The following is a 23479-nucleotide window of genomic DNA, read 5'->3' as shown; positions in this document are numbered from 1 at the left end:
ATTAATGTTGGGCGAAGTTAGACTTTGGACGATGGAGTAATGGAGCGGAATTTTTGGAACTGTAGGAGCGTAGCGTTCGCCTTTATCATCAGATTTCATCCGCACAATGCGGTTTGAAATAAAAGAAATCTGATGATAACAGCGACCGGAAGTCCAAATATTCAGTGTAATTGCGATTTATCGTCAGAGTGCTGGCAAAGGCACGTTTATTTTAATTTATATAGCCCACACGAAAGGAAGTTGCCACACCATGGCTAAAGAAAAAATTGTACTCGCCTATTCCGGCGGATTGGATACATCTGTTATTTTAAAATGGCTTAAAGAAACTTATGACGCGGAGATCATCGCCTTCACAGCCGATATCGGCCAAAAAGAAGAGCTCGACGGTCTGGAGGAAAAAGCACTCGCTACTGGCGCATCGAAAGTATACATCGACGACCTGCGCGATGAGTTCGCTAGCGATTTCATCTACCCGATGTTCCAATCTGGCGCACTTTATGAAGGCCAATACTTGCTCGGAACTAGTATTGCTCGTCCATTGATCGCTAAGCGCATGGTAGATATCGCCATCGCTGAAGGCGCAACGGCTATTGCGCACGGCGCGACAGGCAAAGGGAACGACCAAGTCCGTTTCGAGCTTGGCGTAGCTGCATTGGCTCCGAACATCAAGGTGATCGCACCTTGGCGTCTAGAAGAGTTCCGCAATCAATTCCCAGGTCGTGCGGAAATGATCGCTTATGCGGAAGCTAATGATATTCCGGTACAAGCCTCTGCGGCGAAGCCGTATTCGATGGACCGTAACCTGCTGCATATCAGCTATGAGAGCGGCGTACTGGAAGATCCTTGGTTTGATCCAAGTGCACCAGAGAACAAAGGAATGTTCCTACTGAGCAATGCTCCTGAGGATGCTCCGGATGAAGCGGAATATTTGGAGCTCGAATTCGTTAAGGGAGACTGCGTAGCCCTGAATGGGGAGTCTTTATCACCCCTTCAAGTTATGGAGAAACTGAATGATCTAGGTGGTAAACACGGCATCGGACGTGTAGATATGGTTGAGAACCGTTTTGTCGGCATGAAGAGCCGCGGCGTGTATGAGACTCCAGGTGGAACGATCCTGTTCGTCGCTCATCGCAAAATGGAGTCCATCACGATGGACCGTGAAGTTATGAACCTGCGTGACAGCCTGATCACCCGTTACAGCACTTTGGTGTATAACGGTTTCTGGTTCGCTCCAGAGCGTATTGCACTGCAGGCTCTTGTGACGCAAAGCCAACAAAATGTAACGGGTACTGTTCGTCTTAAACTGTACAAAGGCAATATCATTGGCGCTGGAGTGAAGAGCCCAGTCAGCCTATACAATCCTGAGATTGCAACAATGGAAGCTGATCCTACACAAGCTTATGATCAAGGGGATGCTACTGGTTTTATCCACTTGAACGCATTGCGCCTTAAGGTTTCTACAGGTGTAAATGGAGCTTCTAAATAGTACGATAACATAAACTTAAACGGGCAACCCCGAAGGCCGTTCCTCCCGTCAGGATAGGAGCGGCCCTCTGGCGTCCAAGAGGAGGAAACAACAGGTGAGCAAGCTTTGGGGCGGACGGTTTACTAAAGGAACGAACAAGCTGGTGGAGGAATATACGGCTTCCATTGGCTTTGATAAGGCTTTGGCCAAAGAGGATGTGCAAGGCAGTCTGGCACATGTCACGATGCTGGGCAAATGCGGAATCCTTCCACAAGAAGACGTGGAAACAATCAAACAAGGTCTGAACAAAGTGCTGGACAAGGTTAATGCTGGAGAGGTTGTTTTCTCAGTATCGGATGAAGACATCCATATGAATATTGAAAAACATCTGATCGAGGAAATCGGTCCAGTTGGCGGTAAGCTGCACACAGGACGTAGCCGTAACGATCAAGTGGCGACGGACATGCACCTTTACTTACGTGGTCGTGTAGTTGAGCTAGTTAGTTTGCTGCATGAGCTGCAGGAAGCTTTGATCGAACAAGCAAAAGACAATGTGGAGACCATTATCCCTGGTTATACGCATTTGCAACGGGCACAGCCGATCCTGTTTGCTCATCACTTGCTGGCTTACGTATCGATGTTCCGCCGCGATGCAGAACGTCTGACGGACAGCTACAAACGGATCAACGTGCTGCCACTCGGAGCAGGAGCGCTTGCTGGAACGACCTTCCCGATTGACCGTCATTTTGTAGCAGAACAACTGGGTTTTGACAGTGTGTATGAGAACAGTCTGGATGCTGTCAGCGACCGCGATTTCATCGTGGAGTTCTTGGCGAATGCTTCCCTTATCATGACACATCTATCCAGACTCAGTGAGGAACTGGTCCTGTGGAGCAGCACAGAGTTCAGCTTTGTAGAACTGGATGATGCTTTCTGCACAGGCAGCAGCATTATGCCGCAGAAGAAGAACCCTGACGTACCAGAACTGGTACGGGGCAAAACAGGCCGTGTTTACGGCAACCTGATTGGCTTACTGACGGTGCTGAAATCATTGCCACTGGCGTACAACAAGGATATGCAGGAAGACAAAGAAGGCATGTTCGATACGGTTACTACGCTGACTGGTGCACTACAATTGTTCGCGCCGATGATCTCCACTATGAAGGTGAACAAAGGTCGTATGCGTGAAGCGGTGAACACGGATTTCTCGAATGCAACGGATATCGCTGACTTCTTGGTAGGCAAGGGGCTTCCTTTCCGCCAAGCGCATGAGGTAATCGGGAAAACGGTACTCTACTGCATCAACGAAGGCAAATTCTTGTTGGATTTGACCCTGGAAGAGTTCAAGCAATTCTCACCGCTCTTCGACGAGAATATCTATGCTGTTCTTCAACCGGAAGCTGTAGTTAACGCTCGTAACGTTTATGGCGGCACAGCCACCGTTCAGGTGAAGGCTGCAATTGAACGGGCGGAGCTGGCATTGCACGAAGCTAATGAATGGGTTGTACAACACGGGGATGCTATATTGTAAACCGTATCCATATCAAATCTCGCCTCAGTCCTTTATAGGTGGCAGGCGGGATTTTTTTTATTATCTAAATGAACTATGACTGGATTAGCAGTATTCTTTACGGTTATCCTTAGGTTAGGATAGGAGGGTTCGTAGATATGAACAGAAAGCAAACCCTAGACGAGCTTAGATCGGAATTAAAAGTAGGCAATCATATTATTGGAGTAGCCACCGGTGCTGGTATAACGGCAAAGTATGCGAAGCAGGGTGGAGCTGATTTCATTCTGATGTTAAACTCGGGTAAATTTCGCCAGATGGGGAGGAGCTCTCTCGCTGGTATTTTACCATTTTGTAATAGCAATGATATGGTGATGGACTTTGCATCTAGAGAGATCATACCGTTGGTCAGAGATATCCCTATTATTTTTGGCCTCAATGCAACTGATCCGACAAAAGATATGGAATCCTATATAAGTGAAATAAAGAATAGAGGCTTTGCCGGCATTAATAATTACCCCACGGTTGGTTTAATAGATGGTCAATTTGGAGAAGCGCTCGAAGAAGAGGGGAATGGTTATCTACTTGAAGTAGAAGCCATAAGAATAGCCCATGAGAAGGATTTGTTTACCATTGCCTTTGTATTTGACGAAATCCAGGCAGCACAGATGATTGAGGCTGGAGCGGACATTATTTGTGCACATCTAGGTCTAACAGAAGGCGGGTTATTAGGCGCTAAGAAAGTATTCTCTCTGGAAGCGGCCAAGGTTAAAGCGGACAAGATATTTAATACATGCAATGAGTTAAAGCCAGATTTAATTAAGCTGGTTTACGGTGGTCCGGTGAAAACGCCAATTGATGTGCAATATATGTACAGCAATAATCAAAACTTGATGGGATATATCGGTGGCTCTGCTTTTGAAAGAATTCCATCGGAGAAGTCCATTACGAATATAACCAAAGCTTTTAAAGTGTCGGGGACGCTGGATGAAGATGATTTTATGGTCAAAATGTTAGATGGCATCACAAAGCACTATGATTATGTTGAATTTGTTAAAGAATACGTAGCTCAAAATTATATGAATGATATCTTGTTTGCAGATTTAGCTAAGGTGGCGCATGTATCCCGAAGTTACTTGAGCAGTTTGTTCACCAAAAAAGTAGGCTGCAGCTTCCAAACGTATCTTGTGCAATTTCGGATGGATAAGGCGGCGGAAATATTACATAGAGACCATATCCAGTTATCTGAGCTAGCGCCATTAGTTGGATACCAGGATTATGCGCAGTTTAGCAAAATGTTCAAGAAGTATAAAGGGTACTCTCCAAAACAATATAAATCTAACATAAACACAAAAACATAAGACATAAAAGCGTTTTCATCCATAAATCAAAGAAGTATGATTAACTCATAAGTTGATCATGCTTTTTTTTGAAATATAAGAAAGCATAAGTTTCACACTATACATTATCCTTATATTTCTTGTTGCAGATATTTGAGGAGGAGGTTGAAGAAATGAAGACGATTGCTATTGCCGGAACTTTTGACACCAAGGGTGAAGAATATCTCTACATTAAAAATTTACTGGAAAGCTTGGAGCTGGGTACGTTTACAATTCATACAGGTGTGTTTGAGCCCACGTTTACACCGGATATCTCTAATAGAGAAGTAGCAGCAGCCGCGGGTGTAAGTATAGATGAGCTCGTTGCCAAAAAAGATAGAGCACTAGCAACAGAATTATTAGCCAAAGGTATGGAAAAATTAGTACCTGAATTATATAAGCAAGGCAAATTTGATGGAATTATCTCCTTTGGGGGCACTGGAGGCACTTCACTTGTAACACCGGGTATGCGGGCATTACCTATTGGTGTACCTAAAGTGATGGTTTCGACCGTAGCTTCAGGGAATACTGCTCCATATGTAGGCACTAGTGATATTGTCATGATGCCATCTGTAGTGGATGTTGCCGGGCTGAACTCTATTTCAACAAAGATTTTTACTAATGCAGCTTTCGCCATCGCCGGTATGCTTAAATTTGAGAATAAACAAGTGATAGAGAAAAAACCATTAGTAGCTACAACAATGTTTGGGGTAACAACTCCCTGTGTGACGGCAGCCCGTAACTATCTTGAGACTAGAGGCTATGAAGTGCTTGTATTCCATGCAACAGGTGTAGGTGGCCAGTCCATGGAAGCATTAATCGAGGCTGGTTTTATTGAAGGCGTATTGGATCTGACAACAACAGAGTGGGCGGACGAAATTATTGGCGGCGTGCTGAATGCAGGACCTCACCGGTTAGAAGCTGCTGGTAAACATCATATTCCACAGGTTGTCTCGGTAGGCGCGCTTGATATGTGCAACTTTGGCCCTTATGATACGGTACCAGCCAAATTTGCTGGACATAAGTTTTATAAACACAATCCAACAGTTACTCTGATGAGAACAACAGTAGAAGAAAATGAAGCCATCGGCAAAAAGCTTGTCGAGAAATTAAATATGGCCAAAGAGAAAACGGTGTTAATGCTGCCGCTTAAAGGGATATCTGGCATTGATGTTGCAGGGGAAGCTTTTTATGGCGTAGAGGAAGATCAAATGTTATTTGATACCTTAAGAAATGGTGTAAACAGAAATGTTGTCGAGGTTATCGAAATGGATTGTGCCATTAATGATGTGGAGTTTGCAGAAGCAGCAGCGCAGAAGCTAATAGATCTCATGAGCAAATAAGGCTTTTATAAGATAAATAAATATTTAAATGGAGGCGTTACACATGAACAAAAATACAAGAACTGAAATCATGGCGAAGTTTAGGGAAGAAGTGGCAAATGGAAAGATTCTTTTAGGCGTGGGAGCCGGCACAGGAATTACTGCGAAAAGCAGTGAAGCTGGCGGAGCAGATATGCTGATTGTTTATAATTCAGGAAGATACAGAATGGCAGGCCGTGGATCACTGGCGGGGTTATTATCTTATGGGGATGCCAACCAAATAGTAGTCGAAATGGGCTCTGAGGTATTGCCTGTTGTAAAAAACACCCCTGTATTGGCAGGCGTATGCGGAACAGATCCATTTAGAGTAATGGCGGTTTATTTAAAACAACTTAAGGAACAAGGTTTTAGCGGCGTACAAAACTTCCCAACCGTAGGTTTGATCGATGGCGTATTCAGACAGAATCTAGAAGAGACCGGCATGGGATATGGTTTAGAAGTAGATATGATTAGAGCTGCGCATGAATTGGATATGCTCACCACTCCTTATGTATTTGATCCTGAGCAAGCAAAAGCTATGGCAGAAGCGGGCGCAGATATTTTAGTGGCACATATGGGCTTGACTACCAAAGGTACAATTGGAGCTAAGACCGCACTGACATTGGATGATTGTGTAGAAAGAATCGAAGCGATTATTAAAGCAGGGAAAGCAGTAAATCCAGATATTATGGTGATTTGTCACGGTGGACCGATTGCAGAGCCGGAAGATGCGGCGTACGTAATTGAACGGACAGAAGGCATAGATGGATTCTTTGGTGCATCGAGTATTGAAAGATTTGCTGCTGAAAAAGGAATCACAGAACAGACTGGATTATTTAAAAATATCACCAAACAAGCATAATTGCCTTCGGCGTTCTTATAAGGACGGTAAGCAATTAAGCGAGAAGAACCCTCCGAAGAGGGCAATCTGAGTAGAACAGATATTAAGGTGCAGCTTATGGCTGCATCTTTTTGTGGTCTATTAAGTACAGCTAGTTACTTCTTAAAGGTAGCCATGCCAGCACATCGCGGATTTTGGCATCCCAGTATCCCCATTCATGTGTCCCCGGACCTTCTTCATAGGTTAAAGAAAGTGAGGTTGCCTGGCAGGCATCGCGGAATCTCAAGTTATCGGTATATAGGAAATCTTCTGTGCCACAGCATTGATACAACGCTGGTTTTGGTCCCGTGGAGCGGTTCACTTCCTCAAGCAGCCAAAGAAGGTCTTCCGGCGTTCCAGCGGTATCTTCTTTTCCGAAGATCATTTCGTATTCTTTGCTTTTAGTGGTAGCACCTTCCCCGTTCAAGAAATTATGCGCCATATCAAGTGCTCCAGACAAACTCGCTGCTGCTGCAAAAGATTCCGGTTTACGCAGTCCCAGCTTAATCGCTCCATAACCACCCATCGACAACCCGGCTACAAAGTTCTCCTCGCGTTTATCGGAAAGCGGGAAAAATGAGCGCGCCAGCATCGGCAACTCCTCACTAATGAAGGTCCAATAACGGCCCCCCATGGCCATATCTGTGTAGAAACTGCGGTGCACATTTGGCATTACCACAGCTATCCCCATCTCCGCTACATACCGTTCTATGGAAGTCCGGCGCAGCCAGATCGAATCATCGTCAGACAAGCCATGCAGTAAATACAAAGTAGGGTGAAGATCACCTCTTGTTACATTACTCATCCCGATTTGTGTAGTTGTTTTTTGCGGCAAAATTACAGTCATTGAGGTATTCAAACCTAGTACTTCAGAATAAAATTTGCACTCTATTAAAGCCATTTCATTCATCTCCTCTCTTTCCAAATCATAGCATAGACCAAAAGGGAGAGATATTGTAGAAATATCTGAATTATAAGGGTTTTGAGGATTGCTGTAGCTGGATATGAGAGAATATAATGGAAGTAGAAAATTTAGGAAAAACGTGCAAATACGAAAAGTATTTTCATAGGCGAGAGGCGGAAAGTAGGATGAAACCGGGTCTAAAGCAGGAAAAAGGATTTACATTAATCGAAGTGCTGGCAGCTATTGTAATTTTATCGATAGTTTCACTGGTGCTTACGTCTTACTTTACTAACGCCATGAGTTACTCTAAATCGAACCAGAACAAAACGATTATGGTCAATCTGGCGCGGAATGCACTGTTTTATGTGGAGAAGCAGGATTTTAAGGCGATGAAGGTTTTTTTTACGCAAGGGGAAGATGCGATAGAGGCGGCGAAATGCCAAAAGGATACGGATGATTCTCTGAAATGTGAGGATTACAAGGGGCTTGTTCAGGATACAGAAATCTTAAACCAGGTTTTGAATCCTGCAATAAATGGTGTGAACTATCAGATAGATATTAAATATCAGCGTGATCTACATAACCAAAGCTTGGAATCTAGTGATCCGGAGAAACAGAAGATGGCAGTATATTTGTTGCCTGTGTTGGTCAAAGTCAGCAGAGCGGATTCTTCTGGCGGACCTCAAAGTGAACCTGTTGTGGAGGGATATATTACCGATGAGAAAATTCGTTAATCTTCTTCGCAGAGAAGGCGGCTTTACATTAGTGGAGCTAATTGTGGCACTATCATTGTTTACAGTTGCAGCGGGAATTATTTCGGGGATAACAATGCTGGGCTTACGAAGCTATCATAAAATATCGATTGAAAACTCATTACGAGACGAAGGTGATTTGTTAATGTCCGCAATTATAACGGAGTTGTATACATTTGCTCCTGAGAAGGTCACTCCAACTATTCTCAAAAATGATGCAGGGACTATTATTGATAGCTACATTACGTTAGAACGTCAGGATGGAACTAAGTCTCAGATTCGTATTGTTAATGGTGCTCTTACAATAGCAAATCCTGATGTAGTCGATCCACCAGTAGATGCAAGAACTGAGACGATATCTAAATTAGAACAGGGTTCTGCTATAACTTTAGAGTGTCAGAATAGCATCCCTTGTGATAGCGGCTTGATATCTATAGATTTATCGCTAGTTCAGAGCTACGACGGAAGGGATTACCCATTGGAGTTGAAAAGTAAATTCGGATTCTAGGAGGAGCAGGAGGGATGAAGAATAATGAAAGAGGCTCAGCCCTAGTATTAGTTATGTTTGTTGCTCTTCTACTTACTATACTCGGAGTAGCTGTACTCGGGGCAACGATGGGTGGCGCACAACGAACGGAGACAAGGGAAAACGACGTGCAGAGCCTGCATCTGGCTCAAAAGGGGCTCGATGAAGCAGCGGCATACATACAGACGAAGTTGGACGGGCGTACGGATATTGATCCTGATCATATGGAAGATGAGATTAAAAGTATTGTTAATGAGGTGACCACCAAAGTTGTCGGCGTTAACAATGGCGTAAGTACGGGGTTATCTGGAGCTGGCGGTACGATCAAAAGCATCACCTATGAGAAGCAGGATAAGCAAAAATATTATGTCGATATTGAAGCACAAGCCACAGTTAATGGCGTCATCAGACAGCTGAGACAAAAGATAGTCATTGATACCTATCCTGATTTTCTTAAATATGCTTTTGGATCGGAAAAAGTATTAACATTAAACGGAGCACCTGGTCTCCACGGCAATATATATGCGGGTGAAGAACTAAACATCAGCGATACGGCTGTTTATACGTATAAGAAAGTGAAAGATCTTAAAGAAAAGACTCAATATCCTAAAGTAGAATTACTAAAAGACCCTGCCAGTCTAGCATCTACGGAACCTCTTCCTGAGGTGCATGTGCAATCACTTGAAAGTATTAAATATTCCGGAAATGGAATTATTAATGCAGCAGTAAATAAAAACAACGCCTCAATTATTCTTCCTAACATACTGGGAGTTAATAAAGAGCAGGTGTTTATCAAACCGCAAAAAAAGTTCGTGCAGATTAATGTGCTGGAATCGTTTCTTGATAAAGTGGAGGAAGCGACAGGGTTGACCGGGAAAAGGTCTGAACTTAAGCAAGCTATTAAGGATAATCAACTGGGTAATTATTTAAGCACAACAACATTAGATAGACTACCCGATGAGAATCCACCCTACACTGAGCCAGTACTTGAAGATAATCCGACAAAAGAAGAAAAGGATAAGTATGAACTAGAGTGCAGCCAATACGAAGAACAATTGAGAATATATCAGAACTCCTTGTTGGATAAAGATTTGAATAATTCTACGATTTATAACGGTAATCTGCTTATCGATGGAATTGATTACAAACAGTTAAAGTTTAGTGATGAAGCCAAAACAGGTAATCCTTCTAATAAGCCCAAATGGCTTATTGTTAATGGTGATCTGGAGGTAAATAACTATAGCCCAGATATAACTAAAATTTTGGAGATACAAGCTAATATTCTAGTTACAGGTAATGTTACTATTAAAGGTCAGGTGAAATTCAACTCTACTATGTTTGTTTTAGGAGAAACGAAAGTAGAGGATGCCGTGATCCAAGGTTTAAGTAGTAAGGAGTTAGTCCTCATATCTCAAGGAGATGTGCTCATTAACCGAATTGATACTTTTACTAATCCACCTAAGAAAAAAGTTGAGCAGGATTCATTTTATATGAAAGCTTTTTTTTACACGGATAGTGACGCTGATTTGTACGGAGTGGGGTCAATCTTTTGGTTAAATGGAGGCTTCTTTGCCAAAGGGAATCTTACAGTAAACGCAGTACTAGGAGGAGTAACTGAGCCCTTGGATCCGGCCCTCGGCTTTAATTTTGAAAATCAGGATGCGGATCGATATAATTTGGGTCACCGTTTTCAGATTCAATATAATCAGGATGTTTTTACTCATCAGCAGTCTAGCCTCCCGCGTGTGCAGCAGGTGAATGTAACTGTAGGCCCTCTGGAGCTTGTGAGTCATTGAGACTAGTTGAAAAAGGGGTATCTCTAAGCGAGTGCTTAGGGATACCCTATTTATCGTTGGAAGTTTGTTGTTTTTTAAACGTGAATTTTAGTAACGATCGTCATTCTGGGGTGCTACAACCTTAACTGTAATATCTGCTTCTACTGTTGCGCCTGTGCTTCCGGTATAAGTCACTGTAATGGTAGTTGATCCCTTTTTAACACCGGTAACAGTTCCTCTGGTATCAATATTGGTTCCATTATCGACACTGGCGATTGAAGAATTGTCGCTTACCCAACTCAAGTTATCTTTGATGTCTTTTATCGAGACGGAGGTTGGGAATGCCCATAAAATATTGGTTAATTGGAAAGTATGGCCCACTTCAATAGTAATAGACTGTTCTTTAAATCTTAATCCCGTTAACTCAACGATGTTAACCTCGTGTGTTGAAGTCATATCTTTGAATGAAACCTCAATCAGCAGTCCTTCTTTAGCGGTATCACCAGCCGTCAATTTAGCGGTTGAGCCATCACTAGAAGGCGTAAGAGTAGCAATATGATCATTCGTAATAGTGTCATCCGTAATATTTTTATCCGTTGATTTCACGAATCTCCATCTTAGCGTTGCTGGATCAGCATACGTAGGATTTCTACTTGCGCTTAGATCGATTTGCCCTCCTATCAATACCGTTGTTGGACCTGTAATCGACAATGAGGTTAGTGGGTTAGTAACTGTTATGGTTTTCTCTTGGGTAATTGGAACCGGGTTACTTGAATTTACAGTAAGACTTACTAGGTAAGTTCCTGACTGCGTCGCACTGAAAATCTTTTCGGTATCATCACCGGGATACTCTGGATTGGTATTAATTACAGCAGTGCTTGCCCCAGAGGTAATGTTTTTAACGGACCAGATATAGGTTATGTTGGTCTCAGGTTCTTTACTGTCTTGAACGTACGAGGCACTTAACGTAATGGATTCATAGATTTTCCCTGTTTCATATCCTTTAATTGATAGAGAACGAGAATTACGTTCTTCTACAGTTATGAATGCAGTACCAGTAACTTCGCTACCATCAAGAGCCTTAACAGTGACTTGTGCTGATCCTTTGGCCAAACCGATAATATCGCCACTGTTGGAGTCTATCTGCACAACTGAAGCATTACTAGTTGTCCAGAGGAATGCAGAATTACTTAAATCTGAAGGCGTAACTATTGGGATTAGTCGAATCTCATCTCCTACATAAATAGTTTTGTCATCCAATTGCAGGGCGTTAATCTTATATTCGGCTGTAAAAGTTAAAGTCTCAAACGAAATTGTAGTCCGCGCTAAATTAGTCGATGAAGGATCTGTTGGGATTGGAACAGGTAGCGGATAGATTTCCGCTGGTAGGCTACCGGCAAAAGGGAAATGGTATAAAGTGGCACTACTCATATTCATTGAAGCTCCAATGATTGTTCCATACACCTGTCCTCCATCAAAGTTTATAGTAGATCGTGGTGCCAGAATGGTTCCGTATACGTTGGCTTGGGAAATTAGCAAAGGCTTGGCGTTAGGGAAGTTGTATAGCACACGGCTACCGTCGCTCCCCAGTGGGAAATGTAAGAATGGTTCACTGTTACTGTCTTGTTGTACATTAACAATTACCGTTGATCCTTGCGGAACCTTAAGCTCGGAACTGTTAAGCGTATTTAACGCTGAACTAGAAATATTAACAATATTGATATCTGAGTTACCTGTGACCGTAAGTTTTCCGTATTCATGAGTCGCCGTGGCATTGGAAGGCAGCTTGGCAATAGCATCAGAGAGTCCAAGGAGATAACTCTCTTGCTTGTTGAAATCGAGAAGTTCTCCGTAATTGATGGTACCATTTTGGATAGAACCAGGACGTTGGTCTTTAACGGTGCCTTTAACCATTAGGTTTCCGTAAACTGTTCCTTCAGGAAGGGAAACATCTCCGCCCGTGACAATACCATATGGCACTTGGTCTTTAAATTGTTCATTTACTGTAATACCCGCGTTGTTGAAGTTGACTGTTCCCCCGGAAGCCAGTGGTCCCTTGATAGTTCCACCACGAAGTGAAGTGGTATGAAGGATAAGTGCATTGTATTTACCTAAGATTCCTAGCGGTGGCAATGTGGCATGAATATCGATATAACTAAGTTTGGAATCATTTAAAATATAGGTTTGGGTCTCGGTCGGTTTAACTGTGATTTGGAACGTTATAGGCTGTTCAGAGTCTGGTTTATAGATTTGGGCGCCGTTCACCGTTTTTAATGAATAGGTTATGTCATTTAGATTGCGTGTCAATCTAAATCCACTGGTTGCATTTCCAGTGACGATCGTACCGGCAGGTAATTCTCCTGAAATCTCCAGGTTAGGTGGGAGATTCTCGGTAAATACAATATCCGATATTAATTGTGTGTTAGAGGTCTGGTTGACCGTGCCGACTTTATCAAACGGTACAGATTTTGGGGTGATGGAATAACTAAGAGTGACCGGTTCTCCCTTTTCTATTTTGCCATTCACAACATTCTGAGAGAGAGATCGTGTTACACTCAAATTGGTGTTTGACGGCAGGACATTTACTCTGAGCGTTTTACTTGAGAGCGCACCATTTTGATCCCAAGCTTTAATTTCGATGTCGAGTAGACCTCCGTTTGGAAGCGGATTGTCAACTGTTCTATATATATTTTGACCGGATTTGATGTTCATCTTACTTATTTCAATCTTGGGAAAGTACGTGTTCCCTGATTTGAAACGGACTTCAGTTGTTAGATCACGATCGTTAAAGTCCAAATCAGTTACTGTATAGTCGACAAGGAGTGTTTCTTGATAAGACGGAATCGATGAATCATTAGCCGGCGTATGCACGGTAATCTCTGGAGCATGATTGGCCCCAATAAAAGCACGATACATAGTATTAACGAACAATTGTTGTTCCCAGTCCGGGAATTTCTTTAGATTGGCTGGAATATCACTTACTCCAAAAAAGTGACCTGTACCTGAGTAGGTAATATTTCCTTTGGAATATGTGTAATATTGATTCCAGCTATCCTCGGTATCACGTTGGTATTGATTATATTCTCCATTTGGTTTTATCCTCGTACCTGATGCTTCACTTTGAATGTTATACCAAGATACTACTTCAGGATCTTCCAAATTAAGTGTGAAGTACTGGTTATGTGTTGGTGCAATTTGTGGTGTGGAAATATCGATTTGCTGGTTGCTGTCGTCCCTCTTGCTTAGATAAAAAGGATATTGCATCAAAAGCCCGTCATTCACCGGCTTAACCTTGGTGGAAAGATTGATGGCATTATGGCCTAAGTTGGTCTCAGGATTCACCTGACCAGTAATCCCCATGAAATTATTGATCCAGTTCTTTTTATTTGCATCTAAATTAATGATGGTATCGTGAGTGAACAAGGCGCTTTGCTTGAAGGTACCAGTAAATTGTGTAATAGCGTTGATCGCATTAGTGTTTAAATTAGATTTTTTGTAGTATTCGTCTACAAATCCAAAGATGAGCATGTCATAAGTGCCATTTAGTCCGTAACTATGTGTTGCAGCATAGCTGTCATCAATATAGTTTTTGAATTCAGTCATCGTTTTGATTTTTATATCGAGCTTATAGTCAGATGTATCGAGAAAATTCGGATTCATATTACTAGTGTTCAGGAGGCTGCTTTCTGTTAGAGTGTCAGGCATAACCTGAAGAATATTTACTATGGTTTTCTCGCCACGGTAACGAATTACACCGCTGTCGAAGTCTTTTAATTGTGTACTGTGGTAATCATTAACTTCTAGCTTCCAGTAGAGTAACCCAGAGTATGTTTTTGGCAAAGTGTATTCAATAGTTCCGCTGGATGTACTAATCTCAGTTTCAGCAACGACCTGTTTTTCTCCCATTTTGATGGATTTATCAAGACCAACGTACAGTTTGACTGAGAGCGGAGCACTATTTTGTGTAGAGGGTGTGGTGACATTGAAATTAAAAGAAAGCTTCTCCCCAGGAACATAGATTTTGCTGTTAGTTGCATTAGGGTCATAGTTGGGAATTCTATTCGTAATTTGTAGATGAGGGCGTTTCTTCAAGTCGTTTATGTATTTGGAGTCTTGTTTTTTTAAATCGGCGAAAATATCCGCGAGTTCACTGTCATCTACAAACTTAACATTTGGGTTGGAGGTGGAAAGACGATAACTGTTAAAAGAGCTGTACAGTATACCTTGCTCAGTTTGAGGTTTTGCATCTTTGTCTTTAAAGGGCTGGCTATGAAAAAAAACATATAATCCCTTGTTGATAAATTCCTTTGTAATTTGATCAGCCTTCAGATGAGTAATGTCGTTCTTCATACTTTTGGTATTAAGGGCCTTAGCTCTATTTTCCTCAGAGGCGGGTTGTTGATTACTTACCTGTGCAGGATTGTAAGTTCCCTTCCCGATATATACTGCATCATATCTCCCGTCCAGATCATCCCGCAGCGCCACAAAGCGCTTCATACTCATCGTGTCAATGGTAAGGTTAGATATTCCCGTTTTTAGAGACGCAAGCTCACTAACCCCATTCTCCGTAACCTCCAGCATACGAATTTGGTATTCATTTGAACTGGCATCGACATTCATAAAGTGATTTTTGATCGGCAGAACAAGCAGAAGGAGAAGCAGGGTAGTTACTGTAAAAATAAAAACTTTTTTGTTGCTGGCAAGTTTCATTGTCATCTCTCCCTGATTGTTAACTATTGGCAGATATGGTCGTATTCCGTCTCGTATATGCTAGATTCCGACAGCCTTTTTCATTCCGTGTCGTTGTAAAATTATCCAATCTATGTTATATACATTCTAGGACATTCAGCATTGATAGACAACATAAATCTATTGAAATATACCTATTAAATTATAACTAAAGTCCTAGTTAGATTGAAAAATACTCAAAATTGACAAATTTATGGAAGGCGTATTTATGGTAATTATATCTTTCGTTTTTAAGCGAATTTTGCTGGGATTTTGATTTCTATTTTTATAAAAAATATCCATTATTTCAGCCGGCATAAATAACGGCATACGGAGATGAATAGACTTGGCTATCGCGAAAAAGAGACTGGGCGACTTGCTGGTAGAAAATAATATTATTTCGCAGGACCAGTTGCTTGAGGCTCTCGCGGAACAGCGTAAGAGCAAACGTAAGCTCGGCGATCTGCTAATCTCTCAAGGCTATATCACGGAGCAGCAACTGATTGAAGTGCTTGAATTTCAACTCGGCATCCCGCATGTCAGTTTATTTAAATACCAGATAGATCCCGCAATCACGCAGATTATCCCTGAAAGTATGGCTAAGCGATATCAGGTGCTTCCATTCTTAAAAGAGGGCGGCAAGCTGATGGTGGCGATGGCGGACCCGCTGGATTATTTTGCGATAGAAGATTTACGTATGAGTACTGGCTTCCGGATCGAACCCGCTATTTCTACGAGAGATGAGCTGCAGCGGGCGATTGCGCGCCACTATGGCATGCGCGATTCTATGAATCAGATGCTGGTAGAACTCCCGACACAGGAAGAAATAGAAGAGACCGAGATTACAGATGAGGACTCCCCAATCGTACGTTTGGTCAACCAGATGATTCAGCAGGCAGTTGCTCTGCGGGCGTCTGATATACATATGGATCCAGGTGAAAATAATTTAACCATCCGCTACCGCATTGACGGAACCTTACGGACAGAGCGGATTATTCCTAAGCAGATGCAGGGCTTTATCACCGCCCGTCTGAAAATAATGGCCCGCCTGAATATTGCAGAACGGCGTTTGCCGCAGGACGGGCGGATCAAAATGCAGTTCGATTACAAAATGGTAGATATTCGTGTGTCTTCATTACCAACGATGCACGGAGAGAAGATTGTGCTGCGGCTGCTAGATTTAAGCACAGGGGTCAAATCCGTAGATGCTTTGGGATTCAGTGAGGGGAATGCAGAAGCTTTTAAGGAGATGATAGCTCGTCCTTATGGGATTTTGCTGATCACGGGCCCTACAGGTAGCGGAAAAACAACAACTTTATATTCAGCGTTAAATCAACTTAATGTAGAAAGCGCAAATATTATCACAGTCGAAGATCCAGTGGAATACCAGCTTGAAGGAGTAAATCAGGTGCACGTAAACTCGGCTATTGGACTAACCTTTGCAGCTGGGCTACGTTCGATTCTTCGACAAGATCCGAATATCGTAATGGTCGGTGAGATACGGGATGCGGAAACTGCTGAAATTGCTGTTCGCGCCTCATTAACGGGTCATCTAGTGTTGTCTACTTTACATACAAACGATGCGATTAGCTCCGTCTCCCGATTGCGGGATATGGGGGTAGAACCATATTTGATCGCTTCTTCGCTGATTGGTGTGGTAGCACAGCGGCTGGTGCGCAAAATCTGCACTGACTGCAAAGAAACCTACAAACCATCTGAACAGGAAGCAATTATGCTACGTAGCTTAGGACTACCTGCGGAAGAATTACAGCGTGGACGCGGCTGTGGTAGCTGTAACAATTCTGGTTATCGTGGACGAATAGCGATTCATGAAGTACTCAGTATTGATGATCACTTACGGCAGCTCATAACAAACACTGCCTCAGTAGAAGAACTGCGTGCAGCAGGTAAAGCGCGTGGGCTTGTTCAACTGATGGATGACGGACTGCTCAAGGTCAGTCAAGGAATTACAACGCTTCAAGAAGTCATGCGCGAGACGGTCTCACATTAGAGGTTAACAGGGATTTAGCATTCTAACTTAGGGGGAGCGGCTAATGCCAACGTATACGCGGGATATTAGACAACTATTACAAACGGCTTACTCCTCCAAAGCTTCTGACTTACATATTTCCGTAGGATCACCGCCGGTTATTCGGATGGATGGAAAGCTGCACTCGCTTGAGGGTGAATCCGTGGTTGCTGAAGAAGCGGCAGATATGGCCAAAACGCTACTTGGTAATGAACGAATTGAAGCATTTCGGAATGCGGGCGAGTTGGATTTTTCATATCCGCTTGATGGTGGGGTAAGATTCCGGGTGAACGTTTATCGTCAGCGGGGCGAGGTTAGTATCGCCGCCCGGGCCATTCCTGCAGAGATTCCGACTCTGGAACAGCTGTCGATGCCTTCGATTTTAACTACTTTGTCGCTTAAGCCACAAGGTCTAATTTTGGTTACAGGACCCACAGGCAGCGGCAAATCTTCTACGCTTGCAGCTATGCTGAATTATATTAACCAGACGGAGAGCAAGCATATAGTGACGTTGGAAGATCCGATAGAATTTCTACATAACCATGGAACCTGTCTAGTAGATCAACGTGAAGTGGGAAGTGATACGGCTAGTTTTGCTAATGGATTACGTGCTGCCTTACGTCAGGACCCGGATGTTATTCTCGTTGGTGAGATGCGGGATTTGGAGACCATTTCAGCAGCGGTTACGGCCGCAGAGACAGGTCATCTTGTGATGGCAACCTTACACACAACAGACGCACCACAGACGGTTGACCGAATTATCGACGCTTTTCCGGGCCATCAGCAGGGACAGGTTCGTTCACAATTAGCATCAGTGCTGCTGGCAGTAGTCAGTCAGCGGTTGTTCCCAAGGGCTGGAGGTCGGGGGCGTTTATGCGCTACGGAAATTTTGATCAATACACCAGCCGTAGCCAATCTTATTCGTACCGAAAAAACACATCAGATCAAAAATGTAATGCAAACCGGGCGCTCACAAAGCATGCACACCTTGGACATGAGCATCCGTGACTATTTATCGCAGGGGCTTATTGATCCAGCAGCAGCTAAGGCGTTTATGGCGGAGGTGAGCAGCTGATGCCTCTTTTTGAATATCAGGTGAAGACATCCGCGGGTAAATCTATCAAAGGGAAACTAACAGCAACCGATAAACCTACGGCGATGGAGGAGCTACGCAAGCGGGGACTTACGGTATTTTCACTGATTGAACGCAAAACCTCAATTTTATCGATGGACATTTATATTGGTAATCCCGTTAAGCCGCTTCATTTCATCATTTATTGCAGGCAGTTTGCCACGCTTATGCGGGCGGGGGTATCGATTGTGGATGCAACGCGTATTTTGGCAGAGCAGACCGAGAGTAAACCACTGCGTAAAGCGTTAGTAGATGTTAATTCCAGCCTGATACGCGGGATATCGTTCTCACAAGCCGTTCAGGATCATAAAAAAATCTTCCCGCAGCTATTTGTCAGCATGATCCGTGCCGGTGAGGAATCCGGTGATATCGAAGGAACGTTGGACAGGTTGGCTATGTTTTTTGAGAAACAGCACACCACAACAGAAAAGATAAAGTCAGCGCTTACGTACCCGATTACCGTAGGGGTTATGGCGATTGCCGCGGTTATCTATCTACTTTGGGCGATTGTGCCGCAGTTTGTAACGATGTTTGAATCGATGGATGCCGAGCTTCCGGCAATTACACAGATGGTCTTGGCACTCAGCAAAAGCATTCAAGGTCAATGGTATTTCTGGATACTCGGAGTACTTCTCCTAGTGATAGCTTTTCAGATTACAAAACGTACGGAAAAGGGTGCTTACGCCCTTGATTATGCCAAGTTAAAAATTCCTGTGTTCGGTAAGCTGAATCAAAAAGGCTCGATTGCTCAGTTTACGCGTACTTTTTCTTCTCTTTATGCCAGCTCTGTACCGATCCTACAGTCCTTGGTGATTGTTGAGGAGGTAGCAGGAAATAAGGTCATCGGGAAATTCATCCGTAGTGCAGGGGATTCGCTGAGACAAGGTAATCCACTATCTGAGCCGCTAAAAAAAGCCTGGGTCTTCCCGCCACTAGTTACACAGATGATAGCGATTGGCGAAGAGACAGGGGCGCTCGACACGATGTTGTCCAAGGTAGCTGATTTTTATGAGATGGACGTGGAGAATACCGTCGACCGTCTGAAATCGCTGCTTGAACCGCTGCTGATTGCTTTTTTAGCTGCTGTTGTAGGTGTCATTGTAGCTGCCATTATGCTGCCGATGTTCAGTCTGTACGGTAATATGTGAACCTCTTGGTTCCTTGTATATATTGAGAGGGGTGACGCCGGGGAGGCGGGGCAAGATCCACGAACTTACGCTGGCGATTAGACGACGATGGACGAGCTGTTTCCGTAAGCACAAGAAAGATGATGCTGGATTCACTGAAATGAAGAATATAGGTTTTATCAATCACACACCACTTAGAGGGGGAAATCAAATGTTAGCACAAGCCATTAAGAGAAGATTAAGCAAAGAGGAAAATCAAAAGGGGTTTACGCTGATTGAGTTGCTGGCGGTTATTGTTATTTTGGGGATTATTGCGGTAATTGCTATACCTATGATTGGTGGAATTATTAATAAATCAAAAACGGATGCAGATTTAGCAACTGCTCGACAGCTTTATGATGCATCTCGTATGTATATTATGGGCGAATTAGATGGAGATTTTAAAGATAAGACAGTAACTCTTGAAGCACTTAAGGATAAAAAATATATTGATCAGACTCTTGTTTTGCCTAGTACAAAAAAATCGTTAGATGGTACAAAAACAACAATAGTATATACTTCGGGCGGAGTACTTCAAAAAGTAACATTAGATCCAGTTCCTACGGGTGAGAGTGGTGAGTATTCAGCTGATAAGGTGCTTAGTGCAGAGCCAGCAGCGTCACCAACACCAACACCAACAAATTGATCTGGTGGCTAACAGGAATATCTAATTAATCTCTATAAATTCAAACTTACAATCTATCCTAAGGAATCGGACTTCCCGATTCCTTTTTTAAAATCCAGAAGCTAACAGAGGACAACCATGACGATATTTATCGTAAGTTACATCACATTACTGGGTCTGATTCTAGGCTCCTTCTATAACGTAGTGGCGCTGCGGGTGCCGGCCAAGGAATCCTTGCTTAATCCGCCGTCACATTGCCCGAACTGCAACACGCGGCTGAAAGCGCGGGATTTGTTTCCGGTGGTAAGCTACCTGCTGTCAGGAGGCAAGTGCCGATACTGCGGCACAAGGGTATCGCCATTATACCCGCTTGGAGAAGCGGCAACGGGTTTGCTTTTTTTATGGGTGTATTTACAATTTGGCCTGACGGGTAAGGGAATCATCGGGTTCATTCTTGTGAGTTTAGCGGTTATCGTGACGGTTGCGGATTTGAAGTACATGCTGATTCCCAACAAGGTATTGTTGTTTTTTTTACCGCTGCTGCTGATTCTTGTACTGCTATTTCCGGATGGACCGATATGGCATCATCTGCTAGGAGCTGTGCTTGGGGGAGGGGTTCTTATTCCTTTTGTTCTATTAGGTGGCATGGGGGCTGGAGATGTGAAGTTATTTGCGCTGCTGGGCTTGGTGATTGGCTTTCCGAATGTGATTTTGGCCTTTTTTGTGGCTTGTCTGCTTGGGAGCGTGGTGGGCGGACTGCTGATGCTGCTCGGTGTAATCAAACGTAAACAGCCGGTACCCTTCGGCCCATGGTTAGCTATAGGAGCTTTAATTAGTTTTGGATATGGCTCATACATCATCAGCGCGTATCTCTCGCTTATCGGATAGGAGGACATTGATCACATGCTTGGATTAGGCCCCAAAGTGGCCGGACTTTCAATTGAAGCTGCCGGAATCCGTTATATTAGTTTTAAGAATAAACAGTCATGGGAAGTCCGTAAAAAACGGTTTCTCCCGCTCCTTCCAGGCATGATCATTGAGAATCAGGTGGCGGATAGCGAGGCGCTTTATGATCGGGTAAGGCAGTGGGTGAAGAAGGAAGGGTTACGGGGCAGTAAGGTTTCTTTGTCCATTCCCCCTTCACAGATCATTATCCGTAAAATGAGTATTCCTAGTACCAACGACAAACAGGTAGAACAACTCGTGAAGCTGGAAGTGGAGACGGGACTGCATTTACCTTTTGAAAATCCTGTCTATGACTATGTAACGCTCGAAGAGGATGAGGAGCAAAGTCACCTGCTCGTATTTGCTGCTCCGCGAAAATCGATTCAGGATTACGTAGAAGTTCTGGAGCGGGCGGGTCTTCGGATAAGCAGTGTCGAAATTTCGGCAACCGCCTTGGCGCGTGCTATAACCACTGGGCACGGGGAGAGCTTTGCGGAGACGATGCTGATTAATATGGAGCCATCGGTAATGGACATTTATATGTTCAGAAACGGGAATCCGGTCTTCATTCGTACGATAAACTTACTTGATCTACATAAAGGAAGAAATTTAGCGGGAATGGATCTTTTGACAGACAGTGAAACCTTGGCAGAAACAGCTGTCGCTGTAGAAGAACATTTATCACCCGAGCAAATGGTGGAAATCACTGCGGAAATCTCCCGTATGCTCAGCTTTTATCAATACAGCTTGCATGACGGTTCCACTCGTATCAACAATTTAGTGATTACGGGCACTCCCTCGATTCGTAAACAACTGGACCTAGAACTCCAGCAGTCCCTAGCTGAACTTGTAATAACACCAATAAGTCTGGAACAGATGGCTAGTGCTGCTGTTTCTGACCCTGAACTAAATGATTACCGCGTAGCTGCCGGGACCGCTCTAAAAAATAGCATCAACACGGATACGATTGATTTATTGCCGAGAGAAGATCGGGAGACGTTGCTATTTCCTTATGTCACGATGGGGCTTGTAGCGATCTGGCTGCTGGGGATGATCGGAACGGGGATTTATTTTTCGGCCAATAAGGGTCAGATTTCTAATGGTAAAGAAGAGCTGCAAGGCCTGCAGGATCGCAGTTTAATGCTCCAAGTAGAGCTCACGAAGCTTAAGAACAGCGGACCTGGACAGCTAGATCGGAAAGCAGCCATCACAGTGCTTCAGGACAATAAGGTGATTGCAGTCCCTATCTTGGACGAATTAGTGGAGGGATTGCCTAAGGAGGCACTAATCCGTGATATTAACTATACCTACCGGACATCTATAGATCTGACTGTAAATGTATCCACTATGGAGGATGCTTCCAGCTATTTAAGACAACTTCGCCAAATGTCTTTTACGACCGATGCCTCTATTCAAAAGCTTACTGAAGGAGCCGCAGATGCCATTTCATACAATACGTATACGGCTATTTATAAAGTGAACTTAGCAGCGGCTAAGCAGCAGGCAAATAATACAGATGCAAGCCAAGGGGAGGTGAGCAGTGATGGAACAGATCAATAAGTATCGCTCGCCGATTGTTCTGGGAGTGCTGATTTTGTTCCTGATATTGTTTGCGTTCTATATGCTGGGTGTTCAGCCGACCAATAAGGAAATTTCCGCACAGAGCAGCGAGATCAGTCAGTTGGAAAAGGAAGCAGAAGTCCTCCAAAACAAAATCTATGAGCTGAAGGGCAGCGGCACTGAGGGAGATCTAGAACAGAAGGAATTACTGGGGGAACTCCCAAAGGGCGATGACAGCGAAGGTCTGATTGTTGATTTGCGGGAGGTTAGCACGTCCTCACAAGCGCGGCTAAAGGATCTTAGTTTTGTTATGGATGAGGCTAATCCGATTCAGCAAATGACAGGTTCAGCTGAGGTGTCATTCCCGACGGTCAAACAGATCAAAATGACTGCAGTGGTGGAGGGGAAATATTCGGGGATCCGGCAATGGATGGATGAACTACAAGCCTTACCTCGTATTGTGAATGTGGACTCTTTCAATTTTCAGCAATCCTACGAGGATCGTACTAAGAACAATACGGAGAGTATTTTGACTGCTAACGTAGCTTTTACAGCGTATTTTGAGGCCGCCGCAGCAGCATCCGATTAGGGTTCTTGTACTACTTTATTTAACTATATTACTCCGCTTTTCCTGTGAATCAGGAGGGTGGAGTTTTTTTATATTTACAAAAGAGTTGTAATACGTTTTCATTCCTCTGTTTATTGGGTATTTTAGCTTGCGGGGTGCATAAGCTGAAACAGTGGC

The 23479-nt window shown here is 43.6% G+C and carries 17 protein-coding genes; 15 read left to right on the top strand and 2 right to left on the bottom strand.

The window, feature by feature from the left end; all coding sequences use genetic code 11:
* The first annotated feature begins 250 nt into the window (after positions 1–250).
* From NSQ66_RS28200 to NSQ66_RS28180, 5 genes are all read left to right on the top strand, one after another.
* On the top strand, positions 251–1486 hold the full coding sequence (locus NSQ66_RS28200; protein ID WP_036678522.1) for an argininosuccinate synthase: 1236 nt from the start codon (positions 251–253) through the stop codon (positions 1484–1486).
* A gap of 94 nt (positions 1487–1580) precedes the next feature.
* Complete coding sequence (argH, locus tag NSQ66_RS28195; protein ID WP_036678523.1) at positions 1581–2996, top strand: argininosuccinate lyase; 1416 nt, start codon at positions 1581–1583, stop codon at positions 2994–2996.
* Positions 2997–3133: 137 nt separating this feature from the next.
* Entirely contained in the window at positions 3134–4333 is a 1200-nt protein-coding gene (locus tag NSQ66_RS28190; protein WP_036678524.1) for a phosphoenolpyruvate hydrolase family protein, read from the top strand.
* A gap of 152 nt (positions 4334–4485) precedes the next feature.
* The gene (locus tag NSQ66_RS28185; RefSeq protein ID WP_036678525.1) at positions 4486–5694 is read left to right on the top strand and encodes a Tm-1-like ATP-binding domain-containing protein; all 1209 of its coding nucleotides are present in this window, start codon (positions 4486–4488) and stop codon (positions 5692–5694) included.
* 43 nt (positions 5695–5737) lie between these two features.
* Positions 5738–6574, top strand: coding sequence for a phosphoenolpyruvate hydrolase family protein (locus NSQ66_RS28180; RefSeq protein ID WP_036678527.1), 837 nt, complete (start codon positions 5738–5740; stop codon positions 6572–6574).
* Between the two features lie 130 nt (positions 6575–6704).
* Here the strand turns inward: NSQ66_RS28180 and NSQ66_RS28175 are convergent, their stop codons facing one another.
* The gene (locus NSQ66_RS28175; RefSeq protein ID WP_036678530.1) at positions 6705–7493 is read right to left on the bottom strand and encodes an alpha/beta hydrolase family protein; all 789 of its coding nucleotides are present in this window, start codon (positions 7491–7493) and stop codon (positions 6705–6707) included.
* A gap of 188 nt (positions 7494–7681) precedes the next feature.
* On the opposite strand from NSQ66_RS28175, the gene NSQ66_RS28170 reads away from it, so the two are divergent.
* From NSQ66_RS28170 to NSQ66_RS28160, 3 genes are read left to right on the top strand one after another with little or no spacing between them, the layout of a single operon-like run.
* Entirely contained in the window at positions 7682–8230 is a 549-nt protein-coding gene (locus NSQ66_RS28170; RefSeq protein WP_076099667.1) for a type II secretion system protein, read from the top strand.
* The gene (locus tag NSQ66_RS28165) at positions 8214–8756 is read left to right on the top strand and encodes a prepilin-type N-terminal cleavage/methylation domain-containing protein (RefSeq protein WP_038573563.1); all 543 of its coding nucleotides are present in this window, start codon (positions 8214–8216) and stop codon (positions 8754–8756) included. Before NSQ66_RS28170 ends, NSQ66_RS28165 begins: the two co-directional genes overlap by 17 nt.
* A 14-nt stretch (positions 8757–8770) precedes the next feature.
* Positions 8771–10570 (top strand): hypothetical protein, encoded by a 1800-nt coding sequence (locus NSQ66_RS28160; protein WP_038573561.1) that lies wholly within the window; start codon positions 8771–8773, stop codon positions 10568–10570.
* 87 nt (positions 10571–10657) lie between these two features.
* Here the strand turns inward: NSQ66_RS28160 and NSQ66_RS28155 are convergent, their stop codons facing one another.
* Positions 10658–15259 (bottom strand): DUF5057 domain-containing protein, encoded by a 4602-nt coding sequence (locus NSQ66_RS28155; RefSeq protein ID WP_076099666.1) that lies wholly within the window; start codon positions 15257–15259, stop codon positions 10658–10660.
* A 364-nt stretch (positions 15260–15623) separates the two neighbouring features.
* Here NSQ66_RS28155 and NSQ66_RS28150 point away from each other — a divergent pair, with 364 nt between their 5' ends.
* From NSQ66_RS28150 to pilO, 7 genes are all read left to right on the top strand, one after another.
* Complete coding sequence (locus NSQ66_RS28150; protein ID WP_076099665.1) at positions 15624–17288, top strand: ATPase, T2SS/T4P/T4SS family; 1665 nt, start codon at positions 15624–15626, stop codon at positions 17286–17288.
* Positions 17289–17331: 43 nt separating this feature from the next.
* On the top strand, positions 17332–18381 hold the full coding sequence (locus NSQ66_RS28145; protein ID WP_076099664.1) for a type IV pilus twitching motility protein PilT: 1050 nt from the start codon (positions 17332–17334) through the stop codon (positions 18379–18381).
* Entirely contained in the window at positions 18381–19586 is a 1206-nt protein-coding gene (locus NSQ66_RS28140; protein WP_076099663.1) for a type II secretion system F family protein, read from the top strand. Before NSQ66_RS28145 ends, NSQ66_RS28140 begins: the two co-directional genes overlap by 1 nt.
* Before the next feature lie 139 nt (positions 19587–19725).
* Complete coding sequence (locus tag NSQ66_RS28135; protein ID WP_339279500.1) at positions 19726–20250, top strand: prepilin-type N-terminal cleavage/methylation domain-containing protein; 525 nt, start codon at positions 19726–19728, stop codon at positions 20248–20250.
* Between the two features lie 117 nt (positions 20251–20367).
* On the top strand, positions 20368–21117 hold the full coding sequence (locus tag NSQ66_RS28130) for an A24 family peptidase (protein ID WP_076099661.1): 750 nt from the start codon (positions 20368–20370) through the stop codon (positions 21115–21117).
* A gap of 15 nt (positions 21118–21132) precedes the next feature.
* Positions 21133–22734: a pilus assembly protein PilM gene (gene pilM / locus NSQ66_RS28125; RefSeq protein ID WP_339279499.1), complete on the top strand. Its 1602-nt coding sequence runs from the start codon at positions 21133–21135 to the stop codon at positions 22732–22734.
* On the top strand, positions 22718–23323 hold the full coding sequence (gene pilO, locus NSQ66_RS28120) for a type 4a pilus biogenesis protein PilO (RefSeq protein ID WP_076099659.1): 606 nt from the start codon (positions 22718–22720) through the stop codon (positions 23321–23323). The genes pilM and pilO overlap by 17 nt, the downstream gene beginning before the upstream one ends.
* The last annotated feature ends 156 nt before the right edge of the window (positions 23324–23479 follow it).

The organism is Paenibacillus sp. FSL H3-0329 (genome assembly GCF_037963285.1).
Lineage (GTDB): Bacteria > Bacillota > Bacilli > Paenibacillales > Paenibacillaceae > Paenibacillus_AQ > Paenibacillus_AQ odorifer.
The sequence above is the reverse complement of the archived record's forward strand: the minus strand, read 5'-3'. Positions and strand labels throughout refer to the sequence as shown.